General features: G+C 73.2%; 19 protein-coding genes. 13 read left to right on the top strand and 6 right to left on the bottom strand.

Annotated features, from left to right (window positions below; genetic code table 11):
* Window positions 1-1,346 (bottom strand): MFS transporter (locus tag ACO1BR_RS05670; RefSeq protein WP_426793885.1); only part of this gene is annotated, 1,346 nt, incomplete at its 3' end.
* 79 nt (window positions 1,347-1,425) lie between these two features.
* On the opposite strand from ACO1BR_RS05670, the gene ACO1BR_RS05665 reads away from it, so the two are divergent.
* Window positions 1,426-2,412, top strand: a complete 987-nt coding sequence (locus ACO1BR_RS05665; protein WP_426793884.1) for a DUF5937 family protein — start codon at window positions 1,426-1,428, stop codon at window positions 2,410-2,412.
* Window positions 2,413-2,487: 75 nt separating this feature from the next.
* On the opposite strand, the gene ACO1BR_RS05660 is transcribed toward ACO1BR_RS05665, so the two are convergent.
* On the bottom strand, window positions 2,488-2,796 hold the full coding sequence (locus tag ACO1BR_RS05660) for an MTH1187 family thiamine-binding protein (protein ID WP_159508019.1): 309 nt from the start codon (window positions 2,794-2,796) through the stop codon (window positions 2,488-2,490).
* On the bottom strand, window positions 2,793-3,143 hold the full coding sequence (locus ACO1BR_RS05655; protein WP_159508020.1) for a DUF3817 domain-containing protein: 351 nt from the start codon (window positions 3,141-3,143) through the stop codon (window positions 2,793-2,795). The genes ACO1BR_RS05660 and ACO1BR_RS05655 overlap by 4 nt, the downstream gene beginning before the upstream one ends.
* A gap of 229 nt (window positions 3,144-3,372) precedes the next feature.
* Between ACO1BR_RS05655 and ACO1BR_RS05650 the strand changes: the two genes are divergently transcribed.
* From ACO1BR_RS05650 to ACO1BR_RS05635, 4 genes are all read left to right on the top strand, one after another.
* Window positions 3,373-4,011 (top strand): AIM24 family protein, encoded by a 639-nt coding sequence (locus ACO1BR_RS05650; protein ID WP_426793883.1) that lies wholly within the window; start codon window positions 3,373-3,375, stop codon window positions 4,009-4,011.
* Complete coding sequence (locus tag ACO1BR_RS05645; RefSeq protein WP_426793882.1) at window positions 4,011-4,694, top strand: AIM24 family protein; 684 nt, start codon at window positions 4,011-4,013, stop codon at window positions 4,692-4,694. The genes ACO1BR_RS05650 and ACO1BR_RS05645 overlap by 1 nt, the downstream gene beginning before the upstream one ends.
* Window positions 4,691-5,464 carry an AIM24 family protein gene (locus tag ACO1BR_RS05640; protein ID WP_426793881.1) on the top strand — a complete coding sequence of 258 codons (774 nt, stop codon included), beginning with the start codon at window positions 4,691-4,693 and terminating at the stop codon, window positions 5,462-5,464. Before ACO1BR_RS05645 ends, ACO1BR_RS05640 begins: the two co-directional genes overlap by 4 nt.
* Window positions 5,465-5,585: 121 nt before the next feature.
* Window positions 5,586-6,062, top strand: coding sequence for a MarR family winged helix-turn-helix transcriptional regulator (locus tag ACO1BR_RS05635; RefSeq protein ID WP_426793880.1), 477 nt, complete (start codon window positions 5,586-5,588; stop codon window positions 6,060-6,062).
* 80 nt (window positions 6,063-6,142) lie between these two features.
* Here the strand turns inward: ACO1BR_RS05635 and meaB are convergent, their stop codons facing one another.
* On the bottom strand, window positions 6,143-7,102 hold the full coding sequence (gene meaB, locus ACO1BR_RS05630; protein ID WP_426793879.1) for a methylmalonyl Co-A mutase-associated GTPase MeaB: 960 nt from the start codon (window positions 7,100-7,102) through the stop codon (window positions 6,143-6,145).
* A gap of 155 nt (window positions 7,103-7,257) precedes the next feature.
* Window positions 7,258-8,433 (bottom strand): acetyl-CoA C-acetyltransferase, encoded by a 1,176-nt coding sequence (locus tag ACO1BR_RS05625; protein ID WP_426794009.1) that lies wholly within the window; start codon window positions 8,431-8,433, stop codon window positions 7,258-7,260.
* Window positions 8,434-8,597: 164 nt separating this feature from the next.
* Between ACO1BR_RS05625 and mce the strand changes: the two genes are divergently transcribed.
* From mce to ACO1BR_RS05590, 7 genes are all read left to right on the top strand, one after another.
* On the top strand, window positions 8,598-9,038 hold the full coding sequence (gene mce / locus ACO1BR_RS05620) for a methylmalonyl-CoA epimerase (RefSeq protein WP_159508024.1): 441 nt from the start codon (window positions 8,598-8,600) through the stop codon (window positions 9,036-9,038).
* A 208-nt stretch (window positions 9,039-9,246) separates the two neighbouring features.
* The gene (gene scy, locus ACO1BR_RS05615) at window positions 9,247-13,509 is read left to right on the top strand and encodes a polarized growth protein Scy (RefSeq protein WP_426793878.1); all 4,263 of its coding nucleotides are present in this window, start codon (window positions 9,247-9,249) and stop codon (window positions 13,507-13,509) included.
* A 114-nt stretch (window positions 13,510-13,623) separates the two neighbouring features.
* Window positions 13,624-14,562 carry a cellulose-binding protein gene (locus ACO1BR_RS05610; RefSeq protein WP_159508026.1) on the top strand — a complete coding sequence of 313 codons (939 nt, stop codon included), beginning with the start codon at window positions 13,624-13,626 and terminating at the stop codon, window positions 14,560-14,562.
* A 138-nt stretch (window positions 14,563-14,700) separates the two neighbouring features.
* Entirely contained in the window at window positions 14,701-15,873 is a 1,173-nt protein-coding gene (locus ACO1BR_RS05605) for an ABC transporter ATP-binding protein (protein ID WP_426793877.1), read from the top strand.
* A 3-nt stretch (window positions 15,874-15,876) separates the two neighbouring features.
* On the top strand, window positions 15,877-16,650 hold the full coding sequence (locus ACO1BR_RS05600) for an ABC transporter permease (RefSeq protein ID WP_426793876.1): 774 nt from the start codon (window positions 15,877-15,879) through the stop codon (window positions 16,648-16,650).
* Between the two features lie 136 nt (window positions 16,651-16,786).
* Window positions 16,787-18,022: an ATP-binding cassette domain-containing protein gene (locus ACO1BR_RS05595; protein ID WP_426793875.1), complete on the top strand. Its 1,236-nt coding sequence runs from the start codon at window positions 16,787-16,789 to the stop codon at window positions 18,020-18,022.
* Window positions 18,019-19,311 carry an ABC transporter permease subunit gene (locus ACO1BR_RS05590; RefSeq protein WP_426793874.1) on the top strand — a complete coding sequence of 431 codons (1,293 nt, stop codon included), beginning with the start codon at window positions 18,019-18,021 and terminating at the stop codon, window positions 19,309-19,311. The genes ACO1BR_RS05595 and ACO1BR_RS05590 overlap by 4 nt, the downstream gene beginning before the upstream one ends.
* A 22-nt stretch (window positions 19,312-19,333) precedes the next feature.
* On the opposite strand, the gene ACO1BR_RS05585 is transcribed toward ACO1BR_RS05590, so the two are convergent.
* Window positions 19,334-19,648, bottom strand: a complete 315-nt coding sequence (locus ACO1BR_RS05585; RefSeq protein WP_426793873.1) for an ATP/GTP-binding protein — start codon at window positions 19,646-19,648, stop codon at window positions 19,334-19,336.
* Between the two features lie 296 nt (window positions 19,649-19,944).
* On the opposite strand from ACO1BR_RS05585, the gene ACO1BR_RS05580 reads away from it, so the two are divergent.
* Window positions 19,945-20,994, top strand: a complete 1,050-nt coding sequence (locus ACO1BR_RS05580; RefSeq protein WP_426793872.1) for an LLM class flavin-dependent oxidoreductase — start codon at window positions 19,945-19,947, stop codon at window positions 20,992-20,994.
* Window positions 20,995-21,057: the final 63 nt, after the last annotated feature.

Here is a 21,057-nt window from a genome sequence, read left to right as displayed (position 1 = left end):
GGCCCGGTGCCGGGCCGCGCCCGCGTGCGCCGCACCTCGGCGATCACCACCAGGACGCACACCCCGCCCACCACCCCGGCGGCCGGCATGACCACCGGGAGCGGCGCGTGGTCGGCGGCCACCCCGGCCAGCCCCATCGCCAGCCCCATGGCCGTCATCCGGCCCGCCTGCATCACCGTCATCGCCTGCCCCAGCAGTTCGTCGGGGACGGCGGCGGCGAACCACCGGTCGACGCCGAAGTTGTACGAGATCGAGGTCCCGGTCAGCACCAGCAGGAGCACGGCCCAGCCGAGCGGCGGCCGGGCGGCGAACCCCAGCGAGGGCAGCACCGCGAACACGCCCATGGGGAAGGCCAGTCGGGCGCGCGCCCGCGGCCCTAGGAAGGACCCGGCCAGGGTTTCGGCGACCACCGCACCGATGGGCATGCTGCACATCAGCAGCCCCTGTCCGGCCGGCCCGGCGCCCAGGAGGTCCCCGTACGGCACGAGCAGCGCCTCGGGGACGACCACGACCGCCGGCGGCACCCAGCCGAGGAGCAGCAGCGCCCGGATCCGCCGGTCGGCGAGCAGCCGCCGGGTGCCCGCCAGCGAGGCGGCCAGCAGCGCACCGCGGGCCCGCCCTCCCGTCACCCGGCCTCCACCCCCAGAAGACGGCGCTCCGCGCCGACTCGCCCTCCGCGCCGGGCGGGCGGCGGTGCCCAGCCGCAGCAGCAGGGCCGAGCAGACGAAGGTGCCGGCGGTGACGCCGAGCACCGCGCGCGGGGGAACGGCGGTCAGCAGCAGCCCCCCGGCGGCGAAGCCGGCCAGCTGGGCGCCCTGGTTGACGATCCGGATCAGCGAGCGCCCCAGGACGAACGGATCGCCCTCGCCGAGGATCTCGCCGAGCGTCCCGGCGCGGGTCCCGGCGAAGACCGGCGCGATGGCCGCGATCAGACAGCGCAGCGCGAGCAGCACCGCCACCGGGACACCGGGCAGCACCATGGCCGCCGCCGCCAGCGCGCACAGCGTGTCGCACAGGACCAGCACCCGCCGGGCCGGGAACCAGTCGGCGACGGCCGACAGCAGGGTGCCGCCGAGGACGTACGGCAGCAACCCCAGCGCGAAGGTCAGGGCGCTGAGCAGCGGCGAACCGGTGAGCCGGAAGACCAGGACGGAGAGCGCGATCTCGCAGACGACCACGCCCAGGGAGGACAGCAGGTGCGCGGCGAAGACACAGCGGAACTCCGGGACGGCGAAGACCCCGCGGTAGCCCCGGCGGGCCGGGGCGCGGCGGGCCGCGTCCCGGTCGGGGGCCGGCGGGCAGGCGGGGGCGCGGCCCGGCTGTGCGGGCCCGGAGGGGGACGGCATGGCGCCAGCGTGCCGGGGCCGGCGGGTGCGCCGTAGTGTTTCGGCTCCAGCCGAATCCTGGGGAGGGGAGGGCCCGGCCGTGCCGCTGGACCTGCATTTCGGGGCGGACGACCTGCTGCGTATCCGGTTCGCGATCTCCCCGCTGTGCGAGACCCATGAGGCGCTGCGGACCCTGCGGCGGACCGACCGGCACGGCTACCACCTGCCGTGGCTGCGGCGGATGCGGGAGCGGGTGGCCGGGCTGGACCTGTCACCGGTGTGGCTGTTCATGCCGTCACCGCGGCCCGGGTACACCCCCGATTTCCTGGGCCGGCCGCCGGACGTCCCCCTGGCGGACTTCGCGGCGGAGCTGGCCCGGCTGCGGGCCACCGACCCGGCGCTGGCGCGCGCCGAGATGGCCAAGTCGCTGGCCTGTACGCCGGGGGCCGCGGAATCGGCGCGCGGCCGGGCGGCGCTGGCCGATCCCCGGCGGGCCGTCCAGGAGCTGGCGGACACCACGGAGCGGGCCTGGCACGCCCTGCTGGCCCCGGACTGGCCCCGTCTGCGGGCGCTGCTGGAGGCCGAAATCGCCTATCGGTCACGGCAGTTGGCGGACGGCGGGCTGCGCCGGCTGTTCGCCGATCTGCATCCGCGGCTGTCCTGGTCGGAGGGCACGCTCACGGTCCGCACCCGGACGGACTTCGTGCAGATGCAGGACCTGGACGGGCGCGGGGTGCTGCTGCTGCCGAGCGTCTTCGTGTGGCCGGACGTGGTGAGCGGTTTCGATCCGCCGTGGCAGCCGACCGTGATCTATCCGGCGCGCGGGATCGGCAGGCTGTGGCAAAGCTCGGCGGCCGGCCCGGCGCTGGCGCGGCTGCTGGGCGCCAACCGGGCCGCGGTGCTGGCCGCCCTGGACGCGCCGGCGACGACCTCGGCGCTGGCGCACCGGCTCGGGCTGGCCGCGTCGTCCGTCTCGGCGCATCTGTCCGTGCTGCGCGAGGCCGGTCTGCTGGTCTCGCGCCGGCACGGGCACCAGGTGCGCTACGAGCGGACGCCGCTGGGCATCGCCCTGGCGGCGGGCGACTGACGGGGACACCGGCGACCCGCACCCTCACCGGGACGTCGGGAGGGCTTCAGCGGTCCGGACCGGGACGTCCGGGCGTCAGGAGGTCCGGGCGTCCTGGGCCAGGTGCCGTTCGACGGTCTCGACCTTCGAGGTCAGCCCGTCGGTCACGCCCGGCCGGATGTCGGCCTTCAGGACCAGCGAGACCCGCCCGGAGCGCGCCTCGACGGCGGCGACGGCGCGCTTGACGACGTCCATCACCTCGTCCCACTCGCCCTCGATGGAGGTGAACATGGCGTCCGTGCGGTTGGGCAGCCCGGACTCGCGGACGACCCGGACGGCGTCGGCGACGTACTCGCCGACGTCCTCGCCGACGCCCAGCGGGCTCACGGAGAAGGCGACGATCATGCGTTCACGACACCTTCCTTGCGGGCGCGGGCGGCGATCACGCTGGCCTGCTCCTCGCGCTTGAGCACCTTGTCCGCGTACAGGCCGCCGAATGGCACGATGGCCAGGACGAAGAAGAAGGCGGCGCGCTTCCAGGGCCACTTGGTGCGGTTCCAGGCGTCCAGCAGCAGCACCACGACGATGGTGAACAGGATGCCGTGCAGCATGCCCAGCGGGAACACCAGCGCGTCGTAGTGGAGGAACAGCTTGAATCCGGTGCCGAATATCAGCAGCGCCGGGAAGGAGAGCGCCTCCGGAATGGATGCCAGGCGCAGTCGGTGCAGGGCGGCGGCGGTCTTGATGTCCACGGGAACCTCGTTCGGGCGGAGGGGGGAGGCAAGCACGGATGCTTGTGCAAGAGTTCACAAGCATCCGCCCCATTGTTACAGCCGCCCCGGTGATCACCGCGCCCGGGTCGGGGCCCGGACTCGGGGCCCGGACTCGGGGAGAGGTCAGGGGGACGTCAGGGGGACGTCGGGGGAAGGTCCGGGACAAAAGCCCTGCCCCGCGCGGCCCCGGGCCGATACCGTCGGGGCCGTGGCTCGGTTTCGGCTCCAGGGGAGCAAGGTGCTCGCCGTCGACATGGCGGACGACGCCGTCAGGGCGAAGAACGGTGCGATGGTCGCGTACGAGGGCCGGATGGCGTTCAAGAAGGTGACCGGCGGCGGCGAGGGGCTGCGCGGCATGGTCACCCGGCGGCTGACCGGCGAGCAGATGGCCGTGATGGAGGTGAAGGGCCGGGGCACCTGCTATTTCGCGGACCGCGCCGCCGAGATCAACCTGGTCCGGCTCCAGGGCGAGAAGCTCTACGTGGAGGCGGGCAATCTGCTGTGCACCGACGCCGCGCTGCGGACCGGCACGACCTTCACCGGCCTGCGCGGCGCCTCGCGGGGCAACGGCCTGTTCACCACCACGGTCGAGGGCCACGGCCAGGCGGCGATCACCTCCGACGGCCCGGCGGTGGTGCTGCGGGTCACCGAGCGGTACCCGCTCCAGGTCGACCCCGGGGCGTATGTCGCGCACACCGGGAGCCTCAGGCAGCACTTCCAGTCCGGAGTGAATTTCCGCACGTTCATCGGCGAGGGCTCCGGCGAGGCGTTCCAGATCCGCTTCGAGGGCGAGGGCCTGGTATACGTGCAGCCCAGCGAGCGCACCACCGTGGGCGGTGACGTCTGATGCCGTTCACGGCCCTCAACTCCCGCATGGTGGAGGCCCGGATCGCCCCGGGGCAGCGGTTGTTCAGCCGGCGCGGCGCGATGCTCGCCTACCGCGGCGAGGTGCACTTCACCCCGAGCGTCCAGGGCGGCCAGGGCGGTGTCGGCTCCATGATCGGCCGCCGGATCGCCGGCGAGGCCACGCCCCTGATGACCGTGGAGGTCCCCCAAGGTCGTGAAGACCAGGGAGGTACCCCCGGTGGGACGGTGATGTTCGGGCACGGCGGCCACCACGTCCATGTCGTCGACCTCACCGGCGAGACGCTCTCTGTGGAGGCCGACCGCCTGCTGGCCTTCGACGGTTCGCTCTCCCAGGGCACCCTGTTCCTGGGCTCCCAGGGCGGGGTGATGGGCATGGTGCGCGGGCAGGTCACCGGCCAGGGCCTGTTCACCACCACCCTCCAGAGCCACGGCTCGGTCGCGGTGCTGGCGCACGGCGGCGTCATCGAGCTGCCGATCACCCCGCAGCGCCCGGTCCATGTCGACCCGCAGGCGTATGTCGCCCACCGCGGCGAGGTCCGCAACAGGCTGTCCGCCGCGCTCGGTTGGCGCGAGATGATCGGGCGTGGCTCGGGCGAGGCATTCCAGCTGGAGCTGTCGGGGCAGGGCACCGTCTACGTCCAGGCGTCGGAGGAGAAGCTGTGACCGGTCCCGTCGTCCACGACGTCCACTCCCTCCCCGCCGACGACAACGTCAATCCCTACGCCTTCAACGTCGACCTCGACGGCCGGTGGTTCCTCCAGAAGGGGAAGATGATCGCCTACTACGGGCGGATCGACTTCCACGGCGTCGGGCACGGCCCCCTGGACCGCCTCATCGCCGGCAGTTTCCATTCGCCACTGCACGCCGCGGACTGGGTGGTCGCCGAGGGCCGGGGAAAGATGCTGCTCGCCGACCGGTCCTTCGACGTGAACTCCTACGACCTGGACGAGGGCAACCTCACGATTCGCGCCGGCAACGTGCTCGCCTTTCAGCCATCTCTGTCGCTGAAGCAGTCGATCATCCCCGGCTTCCTCACGCTCCTCGGGACCGGGAAGTTCGTCGCCGCCTCCAACGGCCCCGTGGTCTTCGTCGAGCCCCCGATCCGCGTCGACCCCCAGGCCCTCGTCGGCTGGGCCGACTGCCCCTCGCCCTGCCATCACTACGACCATCGGTACCTGCGGGGATTCCTGGGCGGCGTGCGGGCGCACACCGGTTTCGGCGGCGCCTCGGGCGAGGAGCACCAGTACGAGTTCACCGGCGCCGGGACGGTCCTGCTCCAGTCGACCGAACAGATGCTGCCGGAGCGGGCGACCGGCGCGCCGCCCGAGGAGGACGGCATACCGGACGGCGGCGGCCACGCTGCGCAAAGTGGCTCACAACTGCCGCGGCTTCCCGGCGACGCCGGGGGGCTCCAGCGCCGCTTCGGGCTGTGAACGGTAGTCTGCGGACGGTGACCTCGAACGTCTGACCAACACCAGGTCCCGGCCGGCCGATGTCCGTCACACCACAGCCATGATTAATTCACTATTCAACTTTCACGGGTAGAATTCATCCATGACGACCGACAGCGACACCCCCTGGCTGACCGACCAGGAGCAGCGTGCCTGGCGCACTCATCTGGACGTCAGCAGACTGCTGATGCACCAACTGGAGCGCGATCTGCAGCCGTTCGGCCTGACCAACAACGACTACGAGATCCTGGTCAACCTCTCCGAAGCCGAGGACCGCCGGCTGCGGATGAGCGACCTGGCGGCCAGCACCCTGCAGTCCAAGAGCCGCCTCTCGCACCAGATCACGCGCATGGAGAACGCCGGCCTGGTGCGCCGCGAGAGCTGCGAGTCGGACCGCCGCGGCCTCTACGCCGTCCTCACGGACGAGGGCTGGGACACCATGCGCCGGGTCGCCCCGCACCATGTCGCCTCGGTCCGCAGGCACTTCATCGACCTCTTCGCCACCGAAGACCTCGAAGCCCTCCGCACCTCCCTCACCCCCGTCGCCGAACACCTCCGCGAGCGGCGCAGCGCGCTGTAGCGCGGGGGTCCGGTGGGGGCGGCGCCCGGGGAGCGCCGGCCCCACCGGACCGCGACCGCAGCGGGTCGCCGGGGTCCGGGTCACTCGCCCGACGTCAGGCCCGCCACCAGTTCGTCCGCCGCCCGGTACGGGTCCGTCTCGCCGGCCACGATGCGCTCGGCCAGCGCGTCCACATGGCGGTCGCCCGACAGGTCGCCGATCCGCGACCGCAGTGCCGTGACCGCGATCGTCTCGACCTCTCGGGCCGCCCGCGCGAGCCGCCGCTGCGCGAGGACGCCGTGCTCCTCCATCCAGGCCCGGTGCTTTTCCAGCGCCTCGACGACCTCGTCGACGCCCTCGCCGCGCGCCGCCACCGTCTTCACGATCGGGGGCCGCCAGTCGCCGGGGGCCCGCGCCTCGCCCAGCCCCAGCATGTGGTTGAGCTCCCGCGCGGTGGCGTCCGCGCCGTCCCGGTCGGCCTTGTTGACCACGTAGACGTCGCCGATCTCCAGGATGCCCGCCTTCGCGGCCTGGATCCCGTCGCCCATCCCGGGCGCCAGCAGCACCACGCTGGTGTCGGCCTGGGAGGCGATCTCCACCTCCGACTGCCCGACGCCGACCGTCTCGACCAGCACCACCTCGCAACCCGCCGCGTCCAGCACCCGGATCGCCTGCGGCGCCGCCCACGCCAGCCCGCCCAGATGGCCGCGGGTGGCCATCGAGCGGATGTAGACGCCGGGGTCCGAGGCGTGCTCGCTCATCCGCACCCGGTCGCCGAGCAGCGCACCTCCGGAGAACGGCGACGACGGGTCGACGGCGAGCACGCCGACCCGTTTGCCCGCCTTGCGGTACGCGGTCACCAGCGCGGACGTCGTGGTGGACTTCCCGACGCCGGGCGAGCCGGTGAGCCCGACCACGTACGCGCCTCCGGTCAGCGGCGCCAGCGCCGCCATCACCTCGCGCAGCTCCGGCGCCGCCCCCTCGACGAGGGAGATCAGCCGGGCCACCGCCCTCGGCCGGCCCTGCCGGGCCTGTTCCACCAGCTGGGGGACGTCCACCATCGCCGCTCGGCTCCTTCGGCTCGCTCGTCCGCGTCCGGCCCGCCCGTACGCGCTCGGTTCCTCACCCGGTACGCCGGCACGTGAAGGCCGGCTCCCGTACCCGGTTCGCCCGGTACAAGAGGACTCCTTCCCGTACCCGCTCCGCGCGGATCCGCCTACTTACCCGGCACCCGGATGATCAGCGCATCGCCCTGGCCGCCGCCGCCGCACAGCGCCGCCGCGCCCACGCCGCCGCCGCGCCGCCGCAGCTCCAGCGCGAGGTGCAGCACGATACGGGCGCCGGACATGCCGATCGGGTGCCCGAGCGCGATCGCGCCACCGTTGACATTCACCTTTTCCGGGGAAACCCCCAGATCCTTCATTGACTGCACGGCGACCGCCGCGAACGCCTCGTTGATCTCGATCAGGTCAAGATCTTCGACGGTCAGGCCCTCCTTGCCGAGGGCGTGGTCGATCGCGTTGGAGGGCTGCGACTGGAGGGAGTTGTCGGGGCCCGCGACATTGCCGTGCGCGCCGATCTCGGCGATCCACTCCAGGCCCAGCGCCTCGGCCTTGGCCTTGCTCATGACGACCACCGCGGCGGCGCCGTCGGAGATCTGCGAGGAGGTGCCCGCGGTGATCGTGCCGTCCTTGGCGAAGGCGGGCCGGAGCTTGCCGAGCGACTCCACGGTGGTCTCGCCGCGGATGCCCTCGTCCTTGCTGAAGATGACCGGGTCGCCCTTGCGCTGCGGGATCTCCACGGGGGTGATCTCGGCCTCGAACAGGCCGTTCTTCTGCGCGGCGGCGGCCCGCTGGTGGGAGGCCGCGGCGATCTCGTCCTGCTCGGTGCGGCCGATGCCGAGGCGGGTGTTGTGCTTCTCCGTCGACTCGCCCATCGCGATGTTCTCGAAGGCGTCCGTCAGGCCGTCGTGCGCCATCGCGTCGAGCATCTCCACCGCGCCGTACTTGAAGCCCTCGCGGGACTTCGGCAGCAGGTGCGGGGCGTTGGTCATGGACTCCTGGCCGCCGGCGACGATCACGTCGAACTCGCCGGCGCGGATGAGCTGGTCGGCCAGCGCGATCGCGTCGAGGCCGGAGAGGCAGACCTTGTTGACGGTCAGCGCGGGGACGTTCATGGGGATGCCGGCCTTGACCGCGGCCTGGCGCGCCGGGATCTGCCCCGCCCCGGCCTGGAGCACCTGGCCCATGATCACGTACTGCACCTGGTCGCCGCCGATGCCGGCCCGGTCCAGCGCCGCCTTGATGGCCACGCCGCCGAGGTCGGCTCCGGAGAAGGTCCGCAGGGACCCCAGGAGCCGGCCCATGGGGGTGCGCGCTCCGGCCACGATCACTGAGGTGGTGCCGTTGTTTGCAGACATACGGTGCGGCCTTCCTTTGCAGGGAAGTTAACGAGGGTTCCCGTCAATGTACTGAGGGGTAGCCGCCGGGTCACCGGCAAGCAGGTGTGATCGCGCGCACGTTGCGTAACCAGCCGTGCGGGCGGTGCACTGGAGCCATGCTGACGCGAATCGACCACATCGGGATCGCCTGTTTCGACCTCGACAAGACCGTCGAGTTCTACCGTGCCACGTATGGCTTCGAGGTGTTCCACTCCGAGGTCAACGAGGAGCAGGGCGTGCGGGAGGCCATGCTCAAAATCAACGAGACGTCCGACGGCGGGGCGTCCTACCTGCAGCTCCTGGAGCCCACCCGCGAGGACTCCGCGGTCGGCAAGTGGCTGGCCAAGAACGGCGAGGGCGTGCACCACATCGCCTTCGGCACGGCCGATGTCGACGGGGACTCCGACGACATCCGGAACAAGGGCGTCCGGGTCCTCTACGACGAGCCCAGGACGGGTTCGATGGGCTCGCGGATCACCTTCCTGCACCCCAAGGACTGCCACGGCGTACTCACCGAACTCGTCACCGCGGCGCCGCCCGCCGCGACTGACCACTGACCTTCGCCTTCCCCGGCCGGTAGAGTGCAGCTTCGGCCGGGGTAAGGGAATGGGGCTCGGTCCATACTCTGCCGATGATCTGACACCATTTCTTCGGAAGGGTCAGCTCCGATGGGTGTGAGTCGGGTACGACGGGACGTGTACGGGACGCGCATCGCAGGACCGGAGCCGGCCGCCACCATGACCAGGGGACGGATGGGACCGCGCAGTGCGGGGCAACGAACGCCAGGAGCGTAAGTGGGCTGAGGCCGACCACCTCTCTCAGTTCGAAGCCGAGATGGAGCGGCTGAAGACCGAGCGGGACAAGGCCGTCCAGCACGCCGACGACCTCGGTTACCAGGTCGAGGTACTGCGCGCCAAGCTCCACGAGGCGCGCCGCAACCTCGCGACCCGACCTGCCTACGACAACGTCAGCCACCAGGCCGAACAACTGCTGCGCAACGCGCAGATCCAGGCCGACCAGCTGCGTTCGGACGCCGAGCGGGAGTTGCGCGAGGCACGGGCGCAGACCCAGCGGCTGCTCCAGGATCAGGCCGAGCGGCAGGCCCGGCTGGAGGCCGAGCTGCACGCCGAGGCGGTCGGCCGCCGGCAGCGGCTGGACGAGGAGCTCAACGAGCGCCGCCAGACCGTCGAATCGCACGTCAACGAGAACGTCGCCTGGGCCGAGCAGCTGCGCGCCCGTACGGAGTCGCAGGCCCGCCGTCTGATGGAGGAGTCCCGGGCGGAGGCCGAGCAGGCGCTGGCGTCCGCGCGCGCCGAGGCGCAGCGGCTGGCCGAGCAGGCCCGCGAGCGGCTGGGCACCCAGGCCGAGGAGGCGCGGGCCGAAGCGGAATCCATCCTGCGCCGGGCGCGTACGGACGCCGAACGGCTGCTGAACGCCGCGTCGAACCAGGCCCAGGAGGCCACCGACCAGGCCGAGCAGCTGCGCACCACGGCCGGCAGCGAGTCGGAGGAGGCCCGCCGGCAGGCCGCGGAGCTGACCCGTACCGCCGAGGCCCGGGTCAAGGAGGCGGACACCGCACTGCGCGAGGCGCGCACCGAGGCGGAGAAGCTCGTCGAGGAGGCGCAGCAGTCCGCCACCAAGCGGCTGTCGGCCGCCGAGTCGGAGAACGAGCAGCGCACCCGTACGGCCAAGGCGGAGATCGCCCGGCTGGTGGGAGAGGCCACCAAGGAGGCCGAGGCGCTCAGGGCGGAGGCCGAGCAACTGCGGGCGGATGCCCGGGCGGAGTCCGATCGGCTGCTCTCGGAGGCGCAGGACGCGGCGCGCTCCAAGGTGGCGGAGGACTCCGCGGCGCAGCTGGCGAAGGCGGCGCGGACCGCCGAGGAGGTGCTGACCAGGGCGTCCGAGGACGCCAAGGCCACCACGAAGGCCGCCGCCGAGGAAGCCGAACGGCTGCGCAGGGAGGCCGAGGCCGAGGCGGACCGGCTGCGCGAGGAGGCGCACGACACCGCGGCGCAGCTCAAGGGCGCGGCGAAGGACGACACCAAGGAGTACCGCGCCAAGACCGTCGAACTCCAGGAGGAGGCACGGCGGCTGCGCGGCGAGGCGGAGCAGCTGCGGGCGGACGCGGTCGCCGAGGGCGAGCGGATCCGCAGTGAGGCGCGCCGGGAGGCCGTTCAGCAGATCGAGGAGGCGGCCGGGACCGCCGAGGAGCTGCTGGCCAAGGCCAACGCCGGTGCCGAGGAGACCCGTTCGGGCGCGGTCGCGGAGAGCGAGCGGGTGCGGACGGAGGCCATCGAGCGGGCCTCGGGGCTGCGCCGACAGGCCGAGGAGGCGCTGGAGCGGGCCCGTGCGGAGGCCGAACAGCTGCTGCTGGAGGGCACCCAGGCCGCCGAGGAGCTGACGTCCGAGGCCGAGAAGAGCGCCGCGGCGCTGCGCGCGGAGGCCGAGGAGGCCACCGAGGAGCGGCGGGCCGAGGCACAGGCCGAACTGGACCGGCTGCGCGTCGAGGCGGAGGAGCGGGTCGCCGCCGCCGAGGAGGCGCTGCGCGAGGCCCGCGCGGAGGCCGAGCAGCTGCGCCGGGAGACGCAGGAGGAGGCGGCCCGGCTCAAGGCGGAGGCCGCGGAGCGCCGGCGGTCGCTGGCGCAGCAGGCCGAGGAGGAGGCCGAGCGGCTGCGCGCGGAGGCCGCCGAGGACGCCTCGGCGGCGCGTTCCGAGGCCGAGGCGGTGTCCGTACGGCTGCGCGGCGAGGCGTCCGCCGAGGCGGAGCGGCTGAAGGCGGAGGCGCAGGAGACCGCGGACCGGGTGCGCGCGGAGGCGGCGGCTGCCGCCGAGCGCACCGGCACGGAGGCGGCGCAGGCGCTCGCCGAGGCCCAGGAGGAGGCCGCGCGCCGCCGCCGGGAGGCCGAGCAGCTGCTGGGCGAGGCCCGTGAGGAGGCCCACCAGGAGCGCACCGCGGCGCGGGAGCAGAGCGAGGAGCTGCTGGCGTCGGCCCGTACGCGGGTGAGCGAGGCGCAGGAGGAGGCCGAGCGGCTGGTCGAGGAGGCGGACCGGCGGGCCGGCGAGCTGGTGGCGGCGGCCGAGCAGACCGCGCAGCAGGTGCGCGACGCGGTCGCGGGGCTGCACGACCAGGCCAACGAGGAGATCGCCGGGCTGCGTTCGGCGGCCGAGCACGCCGCCGAACGGACCCGGTCCGAGGCGCAGGAGGAGGCCGACCGGGTCCGTGCGGACGCCTACGCCGAGCGCGAGCGCGCGTCGGAGGACGCGGCGCGGGTGCGGCGGGAGGCGCAGGACTCGTCGGAGGCCGCCAAGTCCCTCGCGGAGCGGATGGTTTCGGAGGCCATCGAGGAGGCCGAGCGGCTGCGGACCCAGGCCGCGGACGTCCTGGACGAGGCCCGCCGCGACGCCAACGCCGCCCGCACCGAAGCCGCCGAACAGGCCGACCGACTCGTCACCGAGGCCACCGCACAGGCGGAGAAGCTGGTCGCGGACGCCACCGCGAAGGCGCAGCAGCTGCGCACCGACGCGTCGGACGCGTTGGCGTCGGCGGAACAGGACGCGGCGCGGGCGCGGGCCGAGGCGCGGGACGACGCGAACCGGATGCGGTCGGAGGCCGCCGAGCAGACCGACCGCCTGATCGCCGAGGCGCGTACGGAGGCCGAGCGGATCGTCACCGAGGCCACCGAGCTGACGTCTTCGGCGCAGGACGACGCGGACCGTACGGTCCGGGAGGGCCAGGAGGCCGCCGACCGGCTGCGCGCGGAGGGCGAGCAGCAGGCGCGGGCGATGGTCGCGGAGGCCACCGAGGAGGCCGAGCGGCTGCGCGCCGAGGCCGCCGAGGTGCTGGAGGGCGCCCGTACGGACGCGGAGCGCACCGGCGACGAGGCGCGCAAGGCGGCCAACAAGGCGCGTGCGGACGCCGCGACGCAGGCCGACGAACTGGTGGCGGAGGCCGCCGGCGAGGCCGAGCGGCTGCGTTCGGAGGCGGCGGAGCGGACCGCGGACGCCGAGCGGGACGCGGACCGCGCCCGGGCGGACGCCCGCGAGCAGGCGGACCGGATGATCGCCACGGCCACCGCGGAGGCGGACCGGCTGCGCGCCGAGGCGGCCGAGACCGTCACCGCCGCGCAGGAGCACGCCAACCGCACCCGCAGCGAGTCCGCGAAGGTCCGCGAGGACGCGGAGGCGGCCGCCGAGCGCACCAGGACCGAGGCGCAGGAGGAGGCCGACGGGCTGCTGGACGAGGCTCGCAAGGACGCGGCCAAGCGCCGCGGCGACGCCGCCGAGCAGGCCGACCAGCTCATCGCCAAGGCCCAGGAGGAGGCGCTGAAGACGGCCACCGGCGCCGAGGAGCAGGCCGACACGATGGTCGGGGCCGCCCGCAAGGAGGCCGACCGGCTCGTCCGGGAGGCGACGGACGAGGGCAACGCGCGGGTGGAGAAGGCCCGTACGGACGCCGACACGCTGCTGAGCGAGGCCCGTGGGGACGCCACGGCCATAAGGGAGCGCGCCGAGGAGCTGCGGGTGCGCATCGAGTCCGAGGTCGAGGAGCTGCACGAGCGGGCCCGCCGGGAGTCGGCGGAGACGATGAAGAACGCCGGCGAGCGGGTCGACAAGCTCATCGCGCAGGCCACCGCGCAGCAGGTGGAGGCCGAGGAGAAGGCCGACCGGTTGATGTCCGACGCGAACAGCGAGGCGAGCAAGGTCCGGATCCAGGCCGTCAAGAAGGCCGAGGGCCTCATCAAGGAGGCCGAGAACAAGAAGGCCGAGGCGGTGCGCGACGCGAAGCGGATGCGTACGGAGGCCGAGGAGGAAGCCACCCGGATCGTGGAGGAGGGCAAGCACGAGCTGGAGGTGCTGGTGCGCCGCCGCGAGGACATCAACGCCGAAATCTCCCGGGTTCAGGACGTTCTGGAAGCGCTGGAGTCGTTCGAGGCTCCCGCGGGGGGCGCGGACGGCAAGGGCGGGGGTGTGAAAGCCGCTGCGGGAGCGGGCGCAACTCGTTCGAGTGGCAAGCAGTCTGAAGGGTAGCCACTCAAATGAGGGGTCATTCTCCACTTCAAACGCGCAATGACTCGATGACACGCCGTTAAGACCCCTAGGATTCTCCTTATCACCTCACCGGTCTCTTTCGACAGGAACCCCATGAGCGACACTTCCTCCCCCTTCGGCTTCGAGCTCGTGCGGCGTGGGTACGACCGCGGTCAGGTGGATGACCGCATTACGAAGCTCGTCGCGGACCGCGACAGCGCGCTGGCCCGTATCACCTCGCTGGAGAAGCGCATCGAGGAGCTGCACCTCGAAACGCAGAACGCCCAGGCTCAGGTCAATGACGCCGAGCCGTCCTACGCGGGCCTCGGCGCGCGCGTCGAAAAGATCCTCCGTCTCGCCGAGGAGGAGGCCAAGGACCTGCGCGAGGAGGCTCGTCGGGCTGCCGAGCAGCATCGCGAGCTGGCCGAGTCGGCCGCCCAGCAGGTCCGCAACGACGCCGAGCAGTTCGCCGCCGAGCGCAAGGCGAAGGCCGAGGACGAGGGCGCCAGGATCGTCGAGAAGGCCAAGGGCGAGGCGTCGACCCTGCGCGCCGAGGCGCAGAAGGACGCTCAGTCCAAGCGGGAGGAGGCGGACTCCCTCTTCGAGGAGACCCGTGCCAAGGCCGCCCAGGCCGCCGCGGACTTCGAGACCAACCTGGCCAAGCGCCGGGAGCAGTCCGAGCGCGATCTGGCCTCGCGTCAGGCCAAGGCCGAGAAGCGGCTGGCGGAGATCGAGCACCGCGCCGAGCAGCTGCGCCTGGAGGCCGAGAAGCTGCGGACGGACGCCGAGCGCCGGGCCCGTCAGACCGTGGAGACCGCGCAGCGCCAGGCCGAGGACATCGTGGCCGACGCCAACGCCAAGGCCGACCGGATCCGCAGCGAATCGGAGCGCGAGCTGGCGGCGCTCACCAACCGCCGCGACTCGATCAACGCGCAGCTGACCAACGTCCGCGAGATGCTGGCGACGCTGACCGGTGCCGCGGTGGCCGCGGCCGGTGCGCCGGGCGACGAGGAGTCCCTCACCCGCGGCGTGCCCGCCCAGCAGTCGCGCTGACCCGCAGGCACGTTCCCGCTTCGCCGAACCGCGCCCCCGTACCGCCTCCGTGGCGGTGCGGGGGCGCCGTCGTGACCGGTCCACCGGGCGGCGCCGCCCCGGTGGCGGGGCCATCAGGGCGGGCCTAGCGTGCTGTACATGATCGAGGTCGAGGGGCTGACCAAGCATTACGGCGACAAGGTTGCGGTGGACCATCTGACCTTCACCGTCCGGCCGGGCATCGTCACCGGCTTCCTCGGTCCCAACGGCGCGGGCAAGTCCACCACCATGCGGATGATGCTCGATCTGGACAATCCGACGGCCGGCACGGTCCGCATCGACGGCATGCACTACCGGCAGCTGAGGAACCCCCTCACGTATGTCGGCGCGCTGCTGGACGCCAAGGCGATGCACGGTGGCCGCAGTGCCGCCCACCATCTGCTGTGTCTGGCCCAGAGCAACGGCATCCCCCGGTCCCGGGTGGCCCAGGTGCTGGACACCGTCGGGCTGACCGCGGTCGCCGGGAAGCGGTCCAAGGGCTTCTCGCTCGGCATGGGCCAGCGGCTCGGGATCGCGGCGGCGCTGCTCGGCGATCCGCGGATCCTGATGTTCGACGAGCCGGTCAACGGGCTCGACCCCGAGGGCATCCACTGGATCCGCAACCTGATGAAGAACCTCGCGGCCCAGGGCCGTACGGTCTTCGTCTCCTCCCACCTGATGAGCGAAATGGCGCTGACCGCGGACCACTTGGTGGTGATCGGGCAGGGCCGGCTGCTGGCGGACACGTCGATGGCGGAGTTCATCCGGCAGAACTCGCGGTCGTACGTCCGGCTGCGGTCCCCGGAGCGGGAGCGGCTGCTGGACGTGCTGCGCCGCGAGGGCGTCGCGGCGGTGGCGGCCCGCGACGGCTCGCTGGAGGTCGACGGGGTGCCGGCCCGCCGGCTGGGCGAACTGGCCGCCGCGCGCGGGCTGGTGCTGCACGAGCTGAGCCCCCAGCAGGCGTCCCTGGAGGAGGCGTTCATGCGGCTGACGGCCGGTTCGGTGGAGTACCACGCGCACAACGGCGAGCCGGCCGGGCCGTGGGCCGGGCAGCCGCGACGGCCCGCGGTGCCGCAGGGCGCGTTCTCGGGCGGCCCCCGGCCGGGGGGTCCGCAGCCGAGGGGGCCACAGCCGGGAAGCCCCCGACCGTGGGGTCCGCAGCCCGGCCGTCCGCAGCCGGGCGGTCCACCACCGGCCGGTCCGCCACCAGGCAGTCCGCCACCAGGCGGTCCGCGGCAGGAAAGCCCGCAGCCGGGCGGCTGGGGCGCACAGTGGCAGAAGAGAAGGAGCTGACGGATGGCCGTGGTCGGGCAGGTCCTGCGGTCGGAGTGGACCAAGATCAGGTCGGTGCGGTCGACGGTGTGGACGCTGGGCATCGCGGTGGTGGTGACCGTCGTCGTGGGCGTGCTGATCTGCACCCTCGCCAGAAACGACTTCGCCTCGATGCCGGACGCCCGGCGACTCGCCTTCGACCCGACCAACATCAGCTTCGCCGGGATGGGCCTGGGCCAGCTGTCGATGATCGTCTTCGGGGTGCTGGTGGTCTCGAACGAGTACAGCACCGGCATGATCCGCACCTCGCTCGCCGCCGTACCGCAGCGCGGCACCTTCCTGTTCAGCAAGCTGCTGGTGGCCACCGCGCTGGTCTTCGCGGTCGGCCTGGCGACCAGCTTCGTGACGTTCTTCGCGGGGCAGGCGGCGCTCGGCGAGCACCGGGCGTACCTCGGCGATCCGGGCGTGCTGCGGGCGGTGGTCGGCGGCTGCCTCTACATGACGATGATCGCGCTGTTCTCGATGGCGGTGGCCACGATGCTGCGCAGCCCGATGCTGTCGCTCGGCATCCTGATGCCGTTCTTCTTCCTGATCTCCAGCATCCTCGGGAACGTCTCGGCGACCCGGAAGATCGGCCGCTACCTCCCGGACCAGGCCGGCTCGAAGATCATGCAGGTGGTCGCCCCCGTCAACGACCAGACGCCGTACGGGCCGTGGGGCGGCTTCGCCATCATGGCGGCCTGGACGGCGGCGGCGCTGCTCGGCGGCTTCCTGCTGCTGCGCAGACGCGACGCCTGACGGGAGCGTCCCGGGCCGCCCCAACCGGTGCCGGAGTCCCCCCGTTTTGGCGGGAACCGTCAAGGGACGTATAGCCTCCTAACCCTCACGGGGGTACGAGGGCGCCTCTGCCCCGACCATCTGCGAGGGGCGGAGAATGATCGAGGCAGTCGGCCTGACCAAGCGCTACGGGCCCAAGACGGCCGTGCACAACCTGTCGTTCCGGGTGCGGCCGGGCACGGTCACCGGTTTCCTGGGGCCCAACGGCTCCGGCAAGTCGACGACGATGCGGATGATCCTGGGCCTGGACACGCCGACGTCGGGCCGTGCCACGATCGGCGGCCGTCCGTTCCGCGACGTGCCCAACGCCCCGCGCCAGGTGGGCGCTTTGCTCGACGCCAAGGCCGTGCACGGCGGGCGCAGCGCGCGGTCGCATCTGCTGTCGCTGGCCCAGCTGTCCGGCATTCCGGCCCGGCGGGTCGACGAGGTGCTGGGGGTGGTCGGTCTCCAGGACGTCGCCAACCGGCGCTCCAAGGGCTTCTCGCTCGGTATGGGCCAGCGGCTGGGCATCGCGGCGGCGCTGCTCGGCGATCCGCAGGTGCTGCTCTTCGACGAGCCCGTCAACGGCCTGGACCCCGAAGGCATCCTGTGGGTGCGGAACCTGATGAAGCAGCTGGCGGCCGAGGGCCGTACCGTCTTCGTCTCCTCGCACCTGATGAGCGAGATGGCGCTGACCGCCGAGCACCTGATCGTGATCGGCCGCGGCCAGCTGCTGGCGGACATGTCCGTCAAGGACTTCATCTCGGCCCACTCCGCGGACTTCGCCCGGGTGCGGACGCCGGACGGCGAGCCGGAGCAGCGCGAGAAGCTGACCGCGGCGATCGGTGAGGCGGGCGGCCAGGCGGTGCCCGAGCCGGACGGCGCGCTGCGGGTGACCGGGCTGCCGCTGCCCCGGATCAGCGATCTGGCGCACACGGCCGAGGTCCGGCTGTGGGAGCTCTCGCCGCACCAGGCGTCTCTCGAAGAGGCGTACATGCGGATGACGCAGGGCGTCGTCGACTACCGCTCGACGACCGACCAGCGGGCCGGCCTCCAGCAGCAGGCCCCGGCCGGGTACGCGCCGCAGGGATACGCCCCGCAGGGAGCCGTCCCACAGGGATACGCCGTGCCGCCCGGGGCGCTCCAGCCGCCGGTGCCGGGCCAGTTGCCGCCGAACCCGTACGCCCAGCCCCCCGGGGCCGCTCCGGTGCCGGGTCAGCCGCTGCCGCCGCAGGGCCAGGGTCACCCGTACGGGGCTCCCGGTCCCTACGGCGCGCCCCACCCGTACGGGCAGCAGCCGCAGCCCGCCGCCCCCGCCGATCTGCCCACGCCGCACCACGAGGACGCCCGATGACCAGCCCTCAGCAGCCGCAGCCCCAGCCGCAGCCGCAGCGCGGACCGCACGACACCGGTGCGCAGGAGATGCCGCCCGCCGCGCCGATGCCGCCGGCCGCTCCCCCGGCCCCGCCGCAGCCGGCACCGGAGCAGCCCACGCCCGCCAAGGAAGCGGGCACCATGATGCTCCAGGCCCAGCAGGCGCCCGGGCAGCCCGCGCCCGCCAAGGAGGCGGGGACGATGATGCTCCAGGCCCAGCAGGCACCGGAGCAGTCCGGCCCCGCCAAGGAGGCCGGCACGATGATGCTCCAGGCCCAGCCGCTCCCCCAGGCCCAGCCGCCGGCCGGCGGCCACCCCGAGCCGACGCCGCTGGCGGCGCACGGTCCGGGCGGGCCGGGTGGGGCGGCCGGCACGATGATGCTCACCGTCCCGGCCGCCGGCCCGCCCCACCAGCAGCCCCAGCCGCAGGGCCCGCCCCCGCAGCAGCCGCACCACCCCGAGGCCCCCAACTGGCAGGCGGGCGGGGCCGGTTACGTCTCCCCCATCCCGGTGCGCGCGAGCCACCTCGGCGATGCGCTGGTCTCCGAGTGGACCAAGATCCGCTCGGTGCGCTCGACGATGTGGACGCTCGGCGTGATGCTGCTGCTCATCGTCGGCGTCGGGCTGCTGTCGGCGCTCGCGCTGGGCTCGGAGCGGCGGGTCAACCCGCTGCTCGCGGTCGGCTTCGTCGGCGTGCTGCTCGGCAGCCTGTGCGTGATGACGCTGGGCGTGCTGTCGATCTCGTCGGAGTACGGCACCGGCATGATCCGTACGACACTGACCGCCTGCCCCAGCCGCGCCCGGGTGCTGACCGCGAAGGCGATCGTCTTCTTCGGGCTGGCGCTGGTGCTGACCACGATCGCCACGACCCTGGTGGCGCTGCTCGACTACGGGATGCTCAACGGCCCGGAGCCGACCGTCGACCAGTGGCTGCGCGGCACCGTCGGCGCCGGTCTGTACGTCGCGCTGCTCGGTCTGCTGGCGCTGTCCGTCGGCGCCCTGCTGCGGCACTCCGCGGGCGCCATCAGCGCCATGATGGGCGTGGTGCTGCTGCCGATGCTGCTGGCGCTGTTCCTCCAGGGCGAGTCCCTCAAGGACTTCCAGCACAAGATGATCGAGTACTCGGTGCCCAACGCGTTCGCCACGCTCTACGACATCCCGTTCCTGCCCGAGGGCCCGTCGGGCTGGGAGCCGGTGCTGATCCTCGCGGGGGTGACCGCGGTCGCCCTGGGCGGCGCCTACGGGGTGCTCCTCAAGCGGGACGTCTGACCGCTCGACTCGCCTTCCGCGCTCAGTACCTGGGCGCGTTCCGGGACCGCTGGAGCCGTGCGCTCCGGCGGTCCCGTGCGTTCCAGCAGGCGCGGTGCCAGTGGCGGCGGTCGTCGACGTCGCCGTGCCGGGGCCAGGTGACGACGTGCGGGACGCCCGGCGGGATCTCCTGGTCGCAGCCCGGGCAGCGGTAGTGCTTGGCCGCGCCGCCCCCACCGATCTGCCGGACGACCCACTCCTCGCCCCGCCACTCCTCGGTGGCTTCCAGGCCGTAGCGCTCGCCGCCCGCGCGCTCGACGGGTTTCGCACCGCGCTGGCGGTTTCGACGCGGGGACACAGCACACCTCGGGATGTCGACGGGGACGGGAGTCCCCCCTTGCTCGTGGGGTCCCCCGCTCATGGAGGTCCCCCCGCTCGAACGGAGCCGAGGGCGGGGAGAAGGGGAGAGCGGGGGACGCGTGGAGCACTTGGGGGAGGCCGTCACCAGCGTACGCGGCACGGTCAGGGGCAGAAGCCCGCTGCCACGTTTCTGCGATGATCTGGAAATTTCGCGTCAGGCCGTGCCCTGGGCACGTGTCGCACGTTGTTGCCTGTGAGGGGGGAGTCGCGTCGGCTGCGAGGAGGCAGAGAGCGATGCGCGTAGGTGCGTTCATCCTGGCCGCTCAATTCCCGGGCCAGGGACAGGGGGAAGCACTGCACCGCGCGGTGCGCTCCGCGGAGACCGCGGAGCAGGCCGGTCTCCACGACGTCTGGCTGGCGGAACACCACTTCGTGCCGTACGGCGTCTGCCCGCAGGCGGCGACGCTGGCCGCGCTGCTGCTGGGACGGACCCGCCGGATCGGCGTGGGCACGGCGGTCAGTGTGCTGCCGACCCAGCATCCGGTGGCGCTCGGTGAGCAGGCAGCGCTGCTGCATCTGACGTCCCAGGGGCGGTTCACGCTCGGCGTCGGCCGGGGCGGCCCCTGGGTCGATCTGGAGGTCTTCGGCTCCGGCCTGGCCGCGTACGACCACGGCTTCCCGGAGTCACTGGATCTGCTGCTGCGCTGGCTGCGCGAACCGCGGGTGGGCGCGCAGGGCGAGCGCTACGCGTTCCGGGAGGTGGCGGTGGTGCCGCGGCCGGCCGAGGCGCTGGGGGATCCGGACGATCCGGACGGTCTGACGGCCGGGCCGCCGGTGGTCGTGGCGTGCACCTCCGCCGAGTCGGTCAAACTGGCCGCCGCGCGCGGGCTGCCGATGCTGCTGGGGATGCACAGCGGCGACGAGGAGAAGTCGGACATGGTCGCGCTGTGGCGGTCGGCGGCGCGGGAGGCCGGCCGGGACGGCGACGAAATCGCCGCGGCGGAGCATGTGTCGGCGGGCGTGGTGCAGATCGCGGACGACCGGGCGGCGGCGGTGGAGACGCTGACGAAGGCGATGCCCGGCTGGCTGCGCCAGGGGCTCGGCGCGCATGTGACGGTCGACGGCCGCTATCGCCGGATGCGGGATCCGCTGGCGTATACGGAGCTGTTGTGCGCGCTGCATCCGGTCGGCACGCCGGAGTCGTGCGCGGACCGGCTGGCGGCGACCTCGGAGCGTACGGGCATCCGGCGGTTCGCGCTGCTCGTGGAGGGCTCCGGGGATCTCGCCGCCACCGAGGAGAACGTCCGGCGGCTGGGCTCCGAGGTGCTGCCGCAGCTGGGGTGACCGGGGCCGGTGGCCGTCCGGCCGACCACCGCGCGCCCTCGCGGGCCTGCGGGGCGGGCCGTG

The sequence above is a fragment of the Streptomyces sp. YGL11-2 genome (genome assembly GCF_050054615.1).
Taxonomy (GTDB): domain Bacteria; phylum Actinomycetota; class Actinomycetes; order Streptomycetales; family Streptomycetaceae; genus Streptomyces.
This window is presented reverse-complemented; position numbering and strand designations above follow the sequence as displayed.